At 30.6% G+C, this 14992-nt stretch carries 17 protein-coding genes; 10 read left to right on the top strand and 7 right to left on the bottom strand.

Features of this window, described 5'->3' with window-relative positions; translation table 11 throughout:
• Positions 1-86: 86 nt before the first annotated feature.
• A complete protein-coding gene (locus tag HSX10_RS09605) occupies positions 87-707 on the bottom strand; it encodes a response regulator transcription factor (protein WP_173587997.1) in 621 nt (206 codons plus the stop codon).
• Entirely contained in the window at positions 704-2569 is a 1866-nt protein-coding gene (locus HSX10_RS09600) for a tetratricopeptide repeat-containing sensor histidine kinase (protein ID WP_173587996.1), read from the bottom strand. The genes HSX10_RS09605 and HSX10_RS09600 overlap by 4 nt, the downstream gene beginning before the upstream one ends.
• A 485-nt stretch (positions 2570-3054) precedes the next feature.
• Between HSX10_RS09600 and HSX10_RS09595 the strand changes: the two genes are divergently transcribed.
• Positions 3055-3441 carry a pyrophosphohydrolase domain-containing protein gene (locus HSX10_RS09595; RefSeq protein WP_173587995.1) on the top strand — a complete coding sequence of 129 codons (387 nt, stop codon included), beginning with the start codon at positions 3055-3057 and terminating at the stop codon, positions 3439-3441.
• A gap of 45 nt (positions 3442-3486) precedes the next feature.
• Here the strand turns inward: HSX10_RS09595 and HSX10_RS09590 are convergent, their stop codons facing one another.
• Positions 3487-4554 (bottom strand): branched-chain amino acid aminotransferase, encoded by a 1068-nt coding sequence (locus HSX10_RS09590; RefSeq protein WP_173587994.1) that lies wholly within the window; start codon positions 4552-4554, stop codon positions 3487-3489.
• A gap of 117 nt (positions 4555-4671) precedes the next feature.
• Here HSX10_RS09590 and HSX10_RS09585 point away from each other — a divergent pair, with 117 nt between their 5' ends.
• From HSX10_RS09585 to HSX10_RS09555, 7 genes are all read left to right on the top strand, one after another.
• A complete protein-coding gene (locus tag HSX10_RS09585; RefSeq protein ID WP_173587993.1) occupies positions 4672-5175 on the top strand; it encodes a DUF4920 domain-containing protein in 504 nt (167 codons plus the stop codon).
• Positions 5153-5611, top strand: coding sequence for a hypothetical protein (locus HSX10_RS09580; RefSeq protein WP_173587992.1), 459 nt, complete (start codon positions 5153-5155; stop codon positions 5609-5611). The genes HSX10_RS09585 and HSX10_RS09580 overlap by 23 nt, the downstream gene beginning before the upstream one ends.
• Before the next feature lie 82 nt (positions 5612-5693).
• On the top strand, positions 5694-6395 hold the full coding sequence (gene mnmC2, locus HSX10_RS09575; RefSeq protein ID WP_173587991.1) for a tRNA (5-methylaminomethyl-2-thiouridine)(34)-methyltransferase MnmC2: 702 nt from the start codon (positions 5694-5696) through the stop codon (positions 6393-6395).
• Positions 6396-6731: 336 nt separating this feature from the next.
• Positions 6732-7634 carry a TIGR01777 family oxidoreductase gene (locus HSX10_RS09570; protein ID WP_173587990.1) on the top strand — a complete coding sequence of 301 codons (903 nt, stop codon included), beginning with the start codon at positions 6732-6734 and terminating at the stop codon, positions 7632-7634.
• 148 nt (positions 7635-7782) lie between these two features.
• The gene (locus tag HSX10_RS09565) at positions 7783-8121 is read left to right on the top strand and encodes an ArsR/SmtB family transcription factor (RefSeq protein WP_173587989.1); all 339 of its coding nucleotides are present in this window, start codon (positions 7783-7785) and stop codon (positions 8119-8121) included.
• A gap of 89 nt (positions 8122-8210) precedes the next feature.
• A complete protein-coding gene (locus HSX10_RS09560; protein WP_173587988.1) occupies positions 8211-9215 on the top strand; it encodes a permease in 1005 nt (334 codons plus the stop codon).
• Positions 9216-9229: 14 nt separating this feature from the next.
• The gene (locus HSX10_RS09555) at positions 9230-9562 is read left to right on the top strand and encodes a hypothetical protein (protein ID WP_173587987.1); all 333 of its coding nucleotides are present in this window, start codon (positions 9230-9232) and stop codon (positions 9560-9562) included.
• 51 nt (positions 9563-9613) lie between these two features.
• On the opposite strand, the gene HSX10_RS09550 is transcribed toward HSX10_RS09555, so the two are convergent.
• Positions 9614-10498 carry a LysR family transcriptional regulator gene (locus tag HSX10_RS09550; protein WP_173587986.1) on the bottom strand — a complete coding sequence of 295 codons (885 nt, stop codon included), beginning with the start codon at positions 10496-10498 and terminating at the stop codon, positions 9614-9616.
• Between the two features lie 107 nt (positions 10499-10605).
• Here HSX10_RS09550 and HSX10_RS09545 point away from each other — a divergent pair, with 107 nt between their 5' ends.
• Positions 10606-11229, top strand: coding sequence for a LysE family translocator (locus HSX10_RS09545; protein ID WP_173587985.1), 624 nt, complete (start codon positions 10606-10608; stop codon positions 11227-11229).
• Positions 11230-11239: 10 nt separating this feature from the next.
• Here the strand turns inward: HSX10_RS09545 and HSX10_RS09540 are convergent, their stop codons facing one another.
• From HSX10_RS09540 to HSX10_RS09530, 3 genes are all read right to left on the bottom strand, one after another.
• Positions 11240-11638, bottom strand: a complete 399-nt coding sequence (locus tag HSX10_RS09540) for a DoxX family protein (RefSeq protein ID WP_173587984.1) — start codon at positions 11636-11638, stop codon at positions 11240-11242.
• 132 nt (positions 11639-11770) lie between these two features.
• The gene (locus HSX10_RS09535) at positions 11771-12292 is read right to left on the bottom strand and encodes an ankyrin repeat domain-containing protein (protein WP_173587983.1); all 522 of its coding nucleotides are present in this window, start codon (positions 12290-12292) and stop codon (positions 11771-11773) included.
• Between the two features lie 69 nt (positions 12293-12361).
• Positions 12362-13885 carry a catalase gene (locus tag HSX10_RS09530; protein WP_302476789.1) on the bottom strand — a complete coding sequence of 508 codons (1524 nt, stop codon included), beginning with the start codon at positions 13883-13885 and terminating at the stop codon, positions 12362-12364.
• Between the two features lie 93 nt (positions 13886-13978).
• Between HSX10_RS09530 and HSX10_RS09525 the strand changes: the two genes are divergently transcribed.
• Positions 13979-14899, top strand: a complete 921-nt coding sequence (locus tag HSX10_RS09525) for a LysR substrate-binding domain-containing protein (protein WP_173587982.1) — start codon at positions 13979-13981, stop codon at positions 14897-14899.
• The last annotated feature ends 93 nt before the right edge of the window (positions 14900-14992 follow it).

Here is a 14992-nt window from a genome sequence, read left to right as displayed (position 1 = left end):
GTTATCAAAAATCCAACAATTATATAAAATAAAAAATACCCGATATTGGGTATTTTAATGATATACAAAAAGAAATAAAAAAAGGCTTAAAATTTATATTTTTTTTCTATTGCAAAACGCATCAATTCTCCTTTGCCTTGAAGTCCTAAAATTTTAATCATATTTTTTCGATGTGTATCTACGGTATATATACCTATAAACAATTCGGTTGCAATTTCCCTAGAGGTTTTACCTTGTGCCACTAAATTTAAAATTTCAATTTGTCTTTTTGTTAATAATCCTTTTGTCTTTTTATTACTGTTGTTTTCTGCTTCAATTTGAATATTTGAATCAAAATAAGTTTCTCCATTATAAACTGCACGTATCGCCTTTAAAACCTCATCTAAAGGTGAACTTTTCAACAAATACCCTGAAGCACCAGCATCTATCATTTGTTTAATTGCTGCTTTTTGATCGAACATGCTAAAACCTAAAATTTTAGTATGTGGCAATATTTTTTTTATTTTATTAGTTACAGCAATACCATCCATTTTAGGCATTCTGATATCAGTAATAACAACACTAGGTTCTTTTAATTGTACTAATTTTAATAGTTCTTCTCCATCATTTGTAGTCCCTACGATTTCGATATCCTTTTCCCTTTCTAAAAGTAATTCAATCCCATCAATAAAAGATTGATGATCTTCTGCTATTGCAATTCTTATCATACTGGTATATCTATTATTATTGTAGTACCATTATTAATTTCTGACTCAATTGTTAATTGTCCTTCTAAATGCTCTACACGCCTATCAATACTACTAATCCCCATACCTTTTGTAGTTTTTGATAATTGTTTGGAATCAAACCCAACTCCATCATCTTCAACCATAATATTAAGATTATTTTCGTAATTAGTTAAATGTATAATAGCATGAGTTGCCCTAGCATGTTTTATAATATTTGTTACCAATTCTTGAATAATCCTAAATATCAAAATTTCTATTGCATTCTCTAAACGTTGATCTAGACCAAAACTTTGAACTTCAAATTTTAATTCATTTTTACTTGATGCATTTTTTGCTAATTTTTCTACAGCAGGAAGAAGTCCATCTTTAGCCATCACACCTGAATTCTTTAAATGTGCCATAGCTCGAGTTTCATTGTAGGCGTTATCTAAAAGTAGACTTATCTTTTTTTCTAAATCTTTAGAATCTTCATCATTAATTTGATGTTTCATTAAATATTCGAACTGTAATCTTGCCGCTGCTAAAGTAGCACCTACACTATCATGCAAATCAGAAGCAATACGCTGTCTTTCCTTTTCTTGACCTCTAATCATTGCATTAATTGATGAGATCTCTAAACCTTTTAAAAGTTTTTCTTTTTCTGCAATTTGTTGTTGTCGTTCTTCTTTTGCCTTGTGTTGTTTTCGTTTCGAATTTCTATAAACTATAAACGTTAAAACAGAAAGGATCAATAAACTAACTCCCCAAGCTAATACTAAATTTGTTTTCTCATTTTTGTGCTTAATCCCTAATTTTAAAGTATTGTTTATATTAATTAGACTGTCTTGTGTTCTATGATTATCAATTTTTATTTTCTCTAAGGTTTGCACAGTACTAATATCATCAATAGTCGTTCTTTGATCACTTCTTAAATCTTGATATTTAATAGTTAAATCAAAATCTCGTTTTCCTTTATAAGCCTGAAAAAGGAAAAAATAAGCACCATCTATCATAGCAAGGCTAGATATTTTTTCAGCATAAAAAAGAGATTCATTAGCTGCTAAGATGATATTATCGTAATCTTTCTGCTTATAATAACCAAGAGCTAAAACATTATTTGCATGAGCTAAAATATTATAATTCCCAATAGAGTTCCCTATTCTTATTGCATCTTCGGTATATGATCTAGCTTTTTCAAATTCTTTTTTTTGAATGTAAGAATTACTGATATTAATTAATGCTAAAGCTTCTTTTTGTTCATTTTTAATCGCTCTAGACAATTTTAAACTTTCCTCATAATAAGTGATCGCTTTATCAGACTTGTAACGCCAACCATAAATATTCCCAATATTAACTAAAGTCTGAGCTATTAGAATAGTGTCTTTAATTGATTCACTTAACTCTAATGAGTGTTCGTAATATTTTTTTGCTTCATCAAGGTTATAAATCTTCCTATAAGAAACGCCTAAATTATTGATAGCATTTGCCTGACCTCTAATATCATTTAATTCTTTATAAAGCTTTAAACTCAATCCAAAATTCTTAGAAGCTTTGGTATTATCTCCAAAAATATGCTCTATTCCCCCTAAAAGTATTAACGCATCTGCTTTTTGTTTTTTTAAGTTTCTAGCTTCTGAAAAATCAAATAAATCTAATGCCATAGCATAAGCACTATCTGTTTTGCTTTCAAAATAATTTTCAGTTATAAAATCATTGTAAGCATCTGCTCTTACAGCGTCCTCTAGCTTGGTGTTTTCCCAAATAATTAATAAAGAATCCTTTGATTGTATTTGACTAAAACAAAAAAAAGGAAATAGAATAAGACAGAGGCTAATCTTGATATTAGTGACGTTTACTTGCATTAAATCTGTAGGGTTTTAGAATTTCCTCAGTTAAAAACTTTAATTATTTAGTTTGAATAAAGATATAATAAAACTTTATCTCAAAAAATAAATCACTAAAAACCAGATAGTTTTATAACAAAAAAAAATTACAACACAAATATCCAATATAAATACACAGCATAATATACCCAATAAAAGGTATATTTTTAGAAAAGAAATTATAAACAAGAATTGAATTAAAGCGCAATCCAATCCACGAGTTCTGACTACATAAAAATAAACTTAATAGCTGAAATCATACCTATAAACCCAAGAAAAGCAAGAAGAATCCAAATGGTACCTTTATAATATTTTTTATGAAGTTGAAAGTCTTTACGATATTGAAAAACAATAACAATCACAAATGCAATAAAAAATAATATTCCAAAAATCAATTGACCAGTCGTAAACATCTTCTTATTTTTATGCAAAAATAAGGATTAGTATACTAATAAACCACAACTATGCAAGACAAAATAGATGCAGTAAAAGCATTTCATACCGCCTTTAAAATAGGACATCGCGAAACACCTAAAGCTGACTTAGGTCTAGACAAAAACGTACTGCGCCATGAGCTAATGCGCGAAGAAAATGAAGAGTACCTTGAAGCAGCAAAAAACAATGATTTAGTGGAAGTAGCGGATGCCTTAGGTGATATGCTTTATATTTTATGTGGCACAATTATAGAACATGGCATGCAACATAAAATTGAGGAAGTTTTTGATGAAATACAACGTAGTAATATGAGTAAGCTAGGAGCTGATGGACAACCAATTTACCGTGAAGATGGCAAAGTACTAAAAGGCCCCAACTACTTTAAACCACATATAAAAGAGATTTTAGAATCATAAAAAAAGCAGCCAATTGGCTGCTTTTTTATTTATTTTGTTTGAAGTTTATTTTACTTCATATCTCCAACCATGTTTATCTTCAGATAAATTATGTTGAATATCTAATAATGTTTTCTTAAATAATTTAGCATAAGAATCTTCAATTTCAGGGATTTCAAATAACTCATCCTTATGTTCAAATGCAGAGATTACACTAATAATTGCTGCTGTACCAGTTCCAAAAACTTCTTTAAGACTTCCATCTTTAGATGCTGTTTTAATTTCTTCAACAGTAATACGTCTTACTTCACAAGTAATCCCCATATCTTCAGCTAACTGAAGCATCGTTTTACGTGTAACTCCATCTAAAATTCTATCACTTGTAGGCGCAGTAACTAATTTATCACCTATTCTAAAAAACACATTCATTGTTCCTGCTTCTTCCAAATAAGTGTGAGTACTAGCGTCTGTCCAGATAATTTGTTGAAAACCTTTTTCTTGTGCTAAACTTGTTGGGTAAAACTGAGCTGCATAATTTCCTGCTGCTTTTGCAAAACCTACACCACCATCTGCAGAACGACTATATTCTTCAGCAATTAAAACACGTATTGGCGTGTTATAATAAGATTTTGCTGGCGAACAAATAATCATAAATCTGTAATTATTTGCTGGTGAAGCAGAAATTGCAGGTTCTGTAGCAATTACAAACGGACGTAAGTATAACGAGTTTCCAACGCCTGGCTTAATCCAATCGCTATCTAATTTTAATAAAGTTTCTAATCCTTCAAAGAAATAGTTTTCAGGAAAAGCTGGCATTGCCAAACGAGCTGATGATTTATTAATTCTTTCAAAATTTTGCTTTGGTCTAAATAGAAAAACTTTACCGTCTTCATCTTTATAAGCTTTCATACCTTCAAAAACAGCTTGCCCATAATGAAAAACACGAGCTGAAGGTTCATAAGACATTGCTTGATATGGCATCACTTTTGGAGTTTGCCACTTGCCGTCTTCATAATCACAGACAAACATGTGGTCTGTAAACAAACGACCGAAGTCTAAGTTGCTGAAATCTACCGTGTCAATTTTAGAAGTTTTAGCTGTTTCAATGCTAATCTTTTCTGTGTGCTGAGCCATAATTATATATGATTTTCAAACAAAAGTACATAATCAGCACCTTTAATAAAAGGTTATATTCCCTTAAATTGACTAAATTTGTAATTCGATAACAATTCAATTCAAAATCTATTAATAATGAAAAAAATCATTTTACTTTTAACGATTTGCTTAACTATTTTTTCTTGCAAAAACGAATCTAAGACCGTGAAACCTACCGCTGAAGACACAAAACCTGAAATTACTTATGCTTCTTTTGGTAAAGAAATTACAGATACAGATGCCTTAACTGCAGAGCGTATGATGGAACATTATAAGAACTTAAAAGCTGGAGATACTGTTAATTCTAAAGTAAAAGGAAAAATCATTGAAGTTTGTTCTAAAAAAGGATGTTGGATGACTTTAGATATGGACGGAGAAAACCAAGTCATGGTTAAATTTAAAGACTACGGATTTTTTATGCCATTAAATGCTGAAGGAGATGTTGTAATTAACGGTAAAGCTTTTGTTAGCGAAACGTCTGTTGAAGAATTAAGACATTACGCAGAAGATGCAGGTAAAACTGAAGATGAAATTGCGGCAATTACAGATCCTAAGTTTGAATATGGTTTTGAAGCTGATGGCGTTTTACTTAAAAAATAAATACATCTGTTTTTTATTTCTTTCCCTTTTTATACTGTCAAGCTGTAAAAATGAAGAAAAAATAACAGAAGAACCTATTAAAAAGAACGTTGAATACGAAATGTATCAGCGTTCTGAAATGGCAGGTTTTATGAATGCCATGTACGCTTACAATGTACAATTAAAAGCACAAATTATCGCAGGAGAAACACCAAGCGCTTTACCTTTAGACTTAATGAAATTGCACTCAGCAGAAATGAGCAAGGGCACATCTAGAACTAAAAATTGGCAAAGCTTTGTAAATGTTTTTATAGAATCTCAACAAGCTGTTGTAGATACAATTTCAAACCTTGAAGTGAAAGAACGTTACAATGCAGCGATTAGCAATTGTCTTAATTGTCATAAAACGGAGTGCGTAGGACCTATCCCGAAGATTAAAAGATTACTGATTCAATAATTTTGAAACATTTAAATACAGTATCATTAAAACACTGTATATGTTACATGTGATTGAAAAGAAATACACATAACGAAAACACATGAAACGTAATATTATTACCACATCAGACGGTTCTAAAACCATACAGATAGAAGAATGGAATGAACAATATCATTCTATTCATGGTGCCATACAAGAAGCAAACCACGTTTTTATGAAACATGGTTTGCTTTATTATTCTGAAAAATCAGATAATAAGCTTACAGAAACCAATACTGAAGAAATCGGTATTTTAGAAATAGGTTTTGGTACGGGGCTCAATACTTTTCTAACACTAATTGAAGCTGAAAAATTAAAATTAAACATTAATTATGTTGGTGTAGAAGCTTACCCTGTTCAATTAGAAGAGATTCAACAACTTAATTATATTGAACTTATTTCGGAAACCCATAAAGCTGTTTTTGAGAAATTACACGAAACACCATGGGAAGAACCTCATCTTATTACTTCTAATTTCAAATTAGAAAAACAACAAAAATTCTTTAAAGATATAAATGCAGAAAATAGATTTGATCTTATTTATTTTGATGCTTTTGGTGCTCGTGTACAACCAGAATTATGGACTGAAGACATTTTTAAAATCATGTACAAAGCCTTAAAAGAAAATGGTGTATTAGTGACTTATTGTGCCAAAGGAAGCGTAAGACGTGCCATGCAAGCTGTTGGCTTAACAGTAGAACGCCTCCCTGGACCTCCAGGCAAACGTGAAATGTTGAGAGCAACGAAACCATTCAGTGAATGAGTAATGAACTAAATGTTGAGAGCAACGAAACATTCAGCGAAATGAACAATGAACTAAATGCTAAGAGCAACGAAAATAACTTCAACATATAAATCACAAGCCTATACTTAATTTTACGTCACTTCGAGTGAAATTCTTTTTTTAGAATTTTGTATCGAGAAGTTTTCAAAGTAAAAAAGTCTTGATTTTAATAATACCTTAAAGCAATTCAACCTCTCTAAAGTGTTCCTATATATTACCATATAAAGTATATACTACTGATTACCCAAACGTTAAATCAAAACTAAACTCCATACACAAAGGAGATAGCTTTTGTACCTTTACAAAAAAAGGAGAATGACGGTTTTAATAACAGGAGCCACAGGTTTAATAGGACAAGAAATTGTAACACAATGCCACGAAGCGGGTATTGATGTTCATTATCTTACAACTTCAAAATCTAAAATTAGCAAAGAATCAAACTATAAAGGTTTTTACTGGAAGCCAAAAGACAACGAAATTGACCATCTTTGTTTTCAAGGTGTTGACGCTATTATAAATTTGGTTGGTGCTTCTATTTCCAAACGCTGGACAGACAGTTACAAAACGGAAATTCTAGAAAGTAGAACAAAAACAGCACAACTTTTACAAAACACTATAAAATTACACAATTACACGATTAAGCAAGTTGTTTCTGCGAGTGCTATTGGTATTTACCCAACAAGTTTAGTTCATTATTACGAAGAAACTAATACCGAAATTTCAGAAACATTTTTGGGTAAAATAGTCCACCAATGGGAAGCGGCAGTAGATGGTTTTGAATCTTTAGGTAGTAAGGTCGCAAAAATTAGAATTGGCTTAGTTTTAGCAAAAGATGGAGGTGCATTACCCGAAATAACAAAACCAATAAAGTTTGGAGCTGGTGCAGCCTTTGGAAGTGGAAAACAATGGCAAAGCTGGATCCATGTTGAAGATTTAGCCGCATTATTTGTATTTGCAGTACAACAAAATTTTGAAGGAATTTATAATGGTGTAGCACCAAACCCTGTAAGCAATAAAGAATTTACAAAAGCAGCTGCACGTGTTATGGAATGTCCCTTAATATTACCAAATATTCCGAAATTTGTTATGAAAACCATATTAGGGGAAATGCATATTTTATTATTTGAAAGCCAACGTGTCAGTTCTCAAAAAATAGAGGCTGAAGGTTTTGATTTTAATTTTCCGAATCTAAAACCTGCTTTAGAAGATTTATTATGATCTTTCAGAATTAAAAAATATCACTTCACTTTTATTTTCATCATATTACTCTGTAAATTTCTAAAAAGATAATTTCTACTTTGAAATAATTTTATATATTTACATCATTTTAACATATGTGCTATTTCACATGTGTAAAACATAGAACATGGATAATTATATTAAAACCTTTAAAGCTTTATCAGACCCAACAAGATTAAAAATTGTTTGGTTGCTTACTAATATAAACGAAAAAATTTGTGTTTCAGAAATTGTAGAGGTATTAGAAGAATATCAATATAATGTATCTCGCCATCTAAAAGTTTTAAAGAAGGCCAATTTAATTGAAGAAGTAAAAGAAGGTAAGTGGGTTTTTTACTACTTATCACCTATTAAAGATGAGTTTAGTCATATCATAAAAAATTCCATTAGCTCTATACCCGAAAAAGAAATGATTAAAGAAATGACGAAATGTAAAGCACTACTATCACATCGAGAAAAAAAATAAACTAATTTAAATAAGAATTGCTTTTTTTTACAATATCATATGTGATTTAACACATATGTTAAATATAACCTTTAATTAAACTTAATATTATGAATGAGAAATTTAATTTAGCTTTAAATGAATTTATGCACGTGGGCATAGCACTATTATTAATAATAGCCTTGGTATCTGTACTTACTGGTTTGGTAAGGGCATTTATTCCGCAAGAGAAACTACAAAAAAGATTAGCAAAAACAGGAAAGTATAGCGGGCTAATGGGAGCTTTATTAGGTATACCAACTCCATTTTGTAGTGCATCAATGGTACCTGTATCTATGGGTATGATAGAAATGGGAGCTCCATTTGCAATGGTTTTCTCTTTCTTACTTTCGGCACCGTTAGCAAACTTTGTCGTTGTCGGTTTTATTTTAGGGGTTTTTGGGTGGAAAATTGCCTTAGTCTATTTCCTTATTGTATTTATAGGCTCTGTATTAATTGGAACACTGGTAGGTAAAACATCTATAAAAAATGAAGTAAAATTAATTAATATAAATTCTAAGAAATTTAGTTCTAAACCAACAGTAACCAACTGTAGTTCTACCATTATTGAAGAAGAAAAACAAAATGAATGTAGTAATAACACAAAAGAAAAGCACAAATCCTCATCGTGTTCAACTTCAACTTGTAATGAAATAAATGAAAAAAAATCAAAATATAAAGAAGCATTAAAATTTGGATGGTCTTTATTTAAACGCATATTCCCTTACGTTTTAATTGGTGCTTTAATTAGTGCTGTTTCAACAATTTTTGTAACGGATACATGGGTTCAAAAATACTTAGGTAATGATAGTCCATTTGCTATTCCTATTGCTGCAGCTGTAGGAGTACCATTATATCTACGTATTGAAATGGCAATACCAATATTAAAAGCACTGATTCTAAAAGGGATGAGTATGGGAGCTGCAATGGCATTAATCATAGGTGGAACTGGTGCTAGTTTACCAGAAATAGCCATCATTTCTTCAATGTTAAAACCAAAAGCAATAATAGCATTTATACTTTCAGTAATGCTTATGGCAATTGTAGGTGGGTATATATTTTATTTTTTCTTTTAACGCAAACAGATACAATGAATACTATTTCAAAATTAATTAAGCAGGTACTTAATAACTGCCCTTATACCATAGCTGGTAAAAAATGTATTAGATTAATTAACGGAAATAAAAATGTTTCTAAAAAATATCTAACAAAAACATTGAAATATAGAAACGGTATAAAAACTGGTCGTAATATTTCCTTAGTTGGTATTTTTTGTCCTTTTTTTTGGTATGCTCTATTAACAGGAATGAATCAAAAAATTATAATATTAAATGCAATACATTCCTCTATTGTTATAACAATTGGGATTATAATTGTAATTATAAATTATTCGATACTACTTTATCATAAAAGAAGTGCTTAACTTTTTAAATTATACTACACCTTAAATTTTTAAAATTTAAAGTGTAGTATTTTAAAGTATATAATTTTCGCCAAGTGTAATTGAATAATCTACAATACGTTTCACTATTTTATTAGGATCTTTAAGACGCCAATTAATAAACAAATCGACATTATTAGGTAACTCTATAAATCTTACGTTTTGATTATTGGCAAACTTAAAAGAATAAGGCAAAATAGAAATGCCTAGATTTTTAGCAACGAGATTTAAAATTACACTTCCAAAATCGGATTCAATTGTTGTCTTAGGTTCAAAGTCACTCGCACTAAAAACACTACGCAATAAAGTTGAAAAATAGGTGTTATTATGCAATGCTGAAATGATAAAGTTTTCATTCTCAACCATTTTTAAATCCGTAAAATTATCTTGAGTTAACCAATGATTTATAGGAACTACTAGACAAATTGATTCTGAATATAACTTTTTTGACATGATGGTCGGGTTCAATATTTCATCCCGACTTATAGCAATATCAATATGGTAATCTAAAATTAATTTTTCGTGATTTAAATCGGTAGGCTCTGTTAATTCAATTTTTAAATCAGGCATTTCTTCAGTTAAAACATTCATCAACCGAGGTAAGAAACCCGATGAAATAGAACCTGGGTAAGCAATTGATATACTGCCCGAAGCCCCAATATCTATTTTTTTTGCTTGTATATGAATTCGGTCTAATTCATTAATTGAATCCGTCCAATGTTCTCTAAGAAATTTACCCGCAGCTGTAAGTTTTACATTTCTTTTATCGCGTTCAAAAAGTTGAATTCCTAATTCATCTTCTAAAGCTTGAATTTGTCTACTTAAGGTCGATTGTGAAATTGAAATCTTCTCTGCTGTTTTCCAGAAATGTAACTCGTTAGCAAGTTCTAAGAAATATTTTATTTGTTGAATCGTCATGATTAATGCATTTATCGCATTAGTTAATCAAAAATATGTATTTTTTAAGTTGTACCAAAGCATTTCCTTTGTCGAAACTTAATGTTTGATTCTAAATAATTTTGATCATGGGAATAGAAAACTTTATCACTTTTATATTTACAGCTTTTATTTTTGTAATAACACCAGGTATTGACACAGTTTTTGTACTAAACAAATCTATAAGTCAGGGTAAGAAATCGGGAATACATGCAGCACTTGGCATTAACTCAGGTGTATTAGCTCACACGTTATTTGCAGCATTAGGCTTATCTGTTTTAATTTCCAAATCAGACTATGCGTTTACAATTATTAAATATTCAGGAGCTGTTTATTTATTATACATGGGGATTTCTAGCCTTATAAATAATAAATCACTTATCACTTCTGAATCAAATAAAAACCTACAAACTAAGAGAAAAAGTGATTTTTGGTCTGGATTTATAACCAACTTATTAAATCCGAAAGTTGCATTATTCTTTTTAGCTTTATTTCCTCAGTTTATAAACCCTAATGACTTAGAGAATCCTATTCCTTTCATTCTTTTAGGGATTACTTTCTCTGCTATTGGAATTATTTGGTATTTATCTTTAACCTTATTTGCTGGACTATTTTCTCAAAAATTTCAAGAAAATCCTAAAGCTGGTTTATGGCTTAATAAAATTTCGGGTTGTATATTTATTTTAATGGGACTTATGATTGCTTTAACCTAATAACGGAACTTTAGTTTTTATGAATCACATTATCAATCGCATAAGAATTATCCTTAACATGATGAATGATATAAGCAACAAAACCAATATGTATAAATTGTGCTGTTATGGCACCCCAGTTTTCAACGAGTGTAGAACCAAAAACAAGTGACAACAAAACAATGCCAATAGCAATTGCTGAGATTCTCGTAAATAAGCCTAACAAAACACCTAATCCAAAAATCAATTCTGCTATCGGTAAAACATAGCTAAATGGTACCGTTAATAGTTCAGGAAGCATAGAATTTTCAAAAGAGGTTACTAAGCCTTCACTAAATTCCTGAAGTTTAGGCATACGAACTAATCCGTGACCGAACATGCTTAATCCTAAGGCTAATCTTATTATTAAATAGGAAGTTTTATTATGCATTATTTAGTTTTTTTGATTAAAACAACTTATTAAAACTCTTGTTTTAATAGTGAAGCCTCTAATTTAGTAATAAAAAAAATCGAATACAAAATTCGATTCTTAAGTTATTAGAAAATGAATTAATTGGTCTGTTTATTGCTCACTTTTCAATAGTTGAATAATTTCATCATTGCCTTGCATTTCTGCATGATTTAACGCTGTTTTTCCTCTGCCATCTTGGATAGATAGATCAGCATTTTTATTCAATAATAATTTAGCAATTTCTGTATGACCAAAAGTACTTACATAAATAAGTGCTGTAGCTCCATTATAATTTTGTTGGTTAATTGCAGCTCCATTTTCAACTAGAATTTCTGCAATATTTAAATATCCTTTAAAGCAAACTCCCATTAAAGCTGTGTTTCCGGATAAATCTTTAGCATTAACATCACTTCCGTTTTCTAATAAATAAGTAACAATTTCGTCATGTTCATTATATGCAGCAAGAATTAAAGGTGTAAAACCTTTGCTATCTGCAGTGTTGATAATTGCATTATTTGAAGTATATAATGCTTTAAGTTTTTCTAAATCCCCATTTCTAGAAACTTCAAAAACAGTTTGTCCGTAACTCCCTAAAGTAAAAATTAATGTAAGAGCGAGTAAAATATTTTTCATTGTATTTTTTTTAAAATAAATAGAGAGGTCGCACTGGCAGCTCCCCCTCTACTCACCAATCATGTACTGTTATTTCTTCATAAAATCTTTAGCAGAAAAACCCAATGCTTCTGCAATACGCATTCCATAATCTCTATCTGCCTGATAGAAATAACCAATCATTGTCATCTGGATATTTTTATCTGTAACCTGACCTAAATCACCACTTAAGTTTTTAATCAAATTGTTTTGTTCTTTCTTAGTAAGCGATCTGTAAAAATCACCTGCTTGAGCAAAATCATTTGTTTTAGTAATTTTCTTTTGCGTGATGGTTACATTAGTAAGCGTCGTTTCTGATTGCTTATATTGAGTATCTTCAGATAAAGATGCTTTACTACTTGGTTGGTAGTTAACATCTGGATTTTCAAATCTTTTATTACCGGCACTATTCCAGCTATCTGAATTATAGTTTTTAGGATCTTCTAGCGGTTGGTTAATTTTTAATTGTTGAAAATTTGGTCCTAATCTGTGTCTTTGTGTATCAAAATAAGAGAATAAACGACCTTGTAGCAACTTATCTTCTGATGGCTCGACTCCTGGAATTAAAGCTCCTGGTGAAAAAGCAATACTTTCAACTTGCTCAAAATAATTTACCGGATTTTGATTTAAAGTCATGGTACCAATCTTAATTTTTTCAATTTTATCTGCTGGCCAATCTTTGGTAGCATCTAAAGGCCAAAAATCAAAAGAATGAATATCTTCAGGCTTTATCATTTGCACATATAAATCCCATTGTGGGTAATTTTTATCAGCAATATCTTTTCTTAAGCTAACTGTTGCATGTTGCCAATCTTTTCCTTGTTGAATTGATGCTTCTTCAGCAGTAAGATTTTTTTCACCTTGTTTAGATATCCAAGAGTACTTTACATAAGTTACTTTTCCTGCTTTATTAATCCATTTATAGCCATGTACGCTACTTCCGTTCATAAATTGGTAGCCTTTAGGAATTCCTAAATCAGTCCACAATCGTGTAATCATATGTGTCGCTTCTGGTACATGAGAAAAGAAATCGAAAAAACGATTTGGATCTTGTTTATTTGTTTCAGGTGAAGGCTTTAAAGAATGCACCATATCTGGAAACTTAATTGCATCTCTAATAAAAAAGATAGGCAGGTTGTTACCAACAATGTCATAATTACCTTGTTCTGTATAAAACTTTACTGCAAAACCTCTTGGGTCTCTTGCAGTTTCAGGTGAACCTTTTCCGTGTATTACAGTAGAAAAACGTACTGCTAAATCTGTCTTTTTTCCTGCTTCAGCAAATAATACAGCTCTAGTATAATCTGACATGTCTTTTGTTGCTTCAAAATACCCAGATGCTCCAGCTCCTCTTGGGTGCACAACACGTTCTGGTATACGTTCTCTATCAAAAGCGGCTAATTTTTCTACTAAATGAATATCTTCTAATAAAACGGGACCATATTCTCCAACTGTTTTAGAGTTTTGGTTGTCTCCAACTGGTGCACCATTATTAGTTGTCATTTTCTTCTCACTTTGCGAGAAACTTACCAATCCTATTGATAAGATGACTAAGGTTGTAATTATTCTTTTCATCAATTCTTTTTTATTTGTTAATGCAAAAATGGACAGAATCACGATATTAATCAAATTAATAATTTATATATTTACATTAATAAAATCTATATAATGACACTTCAACAATTAGAATACATCATCGCTTTAGACACCTATCGGCATTTTGTAACTGCGGCAGAAAAATGTTTTGTAACGCAACCTACTATTACTATTCAAGTTAAAAAGCTAGAAGATGAAATTGGATTTTTAATATTCGATAAGAGTAAGTCACCTTTTAAACCTTCAGCTTTAGGCGAATTATTTATTAATAAGTCTAAAATAATTTTACGAGAAGTTAATGAGTTAAAAAATATGGTGAGTACCGAATTAGATAGCTTAGTGGGCGAATATAAAATAGGCGTTTTACCAACGGTTTCACCTTATCTAATTCCTTTAATTTCAGGATCTTTTGCTGAAAAACATCCAGATACGATACTTATTATTGAAGAAATGCAGTCCGATCAAATTATCTCGGCATTACAAAAAAAAGAAATTGATATTGGTATTTTAGTAACACCACTTAATGAACCTTTCATCAGAGAGATTAAATTGTACAATGAACCTTTTGTATTTTACGGACAGAAAGGAACATTTAATGACAAGAAAGCGGTTTCTGCCAGTGAAATTGAAAACTTAGATAATTTGTGGCTTTTAAAAAATGGGCACTGTTTTAGAAACCAAGTTTTAAATATTTGTTCTCAAAGTACAAACCCACAGAATATTCAATTTCAGAGTGGATCTATAGAAGCTTTAAAGAAAATGGTAGATAATTATGGTGGATTTACTTTAGTCCCTGAAATGGCCATTAATAAAAACGACAGCGGACGCAATATTAATTTTACAGAGCCAAAACCGATACGCGAAGTAAGTTTAGCAGTGCATCATTCGTTTGCAAAGGATAGTTTAATTGATGCGATACGTTTAGAGGTTTTAGACAAAATACCTAAAGGATTTGTGAAGAATGATCGCTTTATTAAAATTAATTGGCGTTAAGATTTCATATAAAATATGAATACCTATTAGAAACTATTGTCTAGGCAAAAATCTTATAGTATGGTTTACTACGTGAAACATCCTTTTTGGTAA

This window comes from Winogradskyella undariae, assembly GCF_013285155.1.
GTDB classification, from domain to species: Bacteria; Bacteroidota; Bacteroidia; order Flavobacteriales; family Flavobacteriaceae; genus Winogradskyella; species Winogradskyella undariae.
This window is presented reverse-complemented; position numbering and strand designations above follow the sequence as displayed.

Coding starts and splice junctions, on each gene's coding strand:
- HSX10_RS09595 (WP_173587995.1), top strand. CDS start 3,055: ATGCAAGACAAAATAGATGCAGTAAAAGCATTTCATACCGCCTTTAAA.
- HSX10_RS09565 (WP_173587989.1), top strand. CDS start 7,783: ATGGATAATTATATTAAAACCTTTAAAGCTTTATCAGACCCAACAAGA.
- HSX10_RS09580 (WP_173587992.1), top strand. CDS start 5,153: ATGGCGTTTTACTTAAAAAATAAATACATCTGTTTTTTATTTCTTTCC.
- HSX10_RS09585 (WP_173587993.1), top strand. CDS start 4,672: ATGAAAAAAATCATTTTACTTTTAACGATTTGCTTAACTATTTTTTCT.
- HSX10_RS09535 (WP_173587983.1), bottom strand. CDS start 12,292: ATGAAAAATATTTTACTCGCTCTTACATTAATTTTTACTTTAGGGAGT.
- HSX10_RS09545 (WP_173587985.1), top strand. CDS start 10,606: ATGGGAATAGAAAACTTTATCACTTTTATATTTACAGCTTTTATTTTT.
- mnmC2 (WP_173587991.1), top strand. CDS start 5,694: ATGAAACGTAATATTATTACCACATCAGACGGTTCTAAAACCATACAG.
- HSX10_RS09600 (WP_173587996.1), bottom strand. CDS start 2,569: ATGCAAGTAAACGTCACTAATATCAAGATTAGCCTCTGTCTTATTCTA.
- HSX10_RS09590 (WP_173587994.1), bottom strand. CDS start 4,554: ATGGCTCAGCACACAGAAAAGATTAGCATTGAAACAGCTAAAACTTCT.
- HSX10_RS09560 (WP_173587988.1), top strand. CDS start 8,211: ATGAATGAGAAATTTAATTTAGCTTTAAATGAATTTATGCACGTGGGC.
- HSX10_RS09530 (WP_302476789.1), bottom strand. CDS start 13,885: ATGAAAAGAATAATTACAACCTTAGTCATCTTATCAATAGGATTGGTA.
- HSX10_RS09525 (WP_173587982.1), top strand. CDS start 13,979: ATGACACTTCAACAATTAGAATACATCATCGCTTTAGACACCTATCGG.
- HSX10_RS09555 (WP_173587987.1), top strand. CDS start 9,230: ATGAATACTATTTCAAAATTAATTAAGCAGGTACTTAATAACTGCCCT.
- HSX10_RS09540 (WP_173587984.1), bottom strand. CDS start 11,638: ATGCATAATAAAACTTCCTATTTAATAATAAGATTAGCCTTAGGATTA.
- HSX10_RS09605 (WP_173587997.1), bottom strand. CDS start 707: ATGATAAGAATTGCAATAGCAGAAGATCATCAATCTTTTATTGATGGG.
- HSX10_RS09550 (WP_173587986.1), bottom strand. CDS start 10,498: ATGACGATTCAACAAATAAAATATTTCTTAGAACTTGCTAACGAGTTA.
- HSX10_RS09570 (WP_173587990.1), top strand. CDS start 6,732: ATGACGGTTTTAATAACAGGAGCCACAGGTTTAATAGGACAAGAAATT.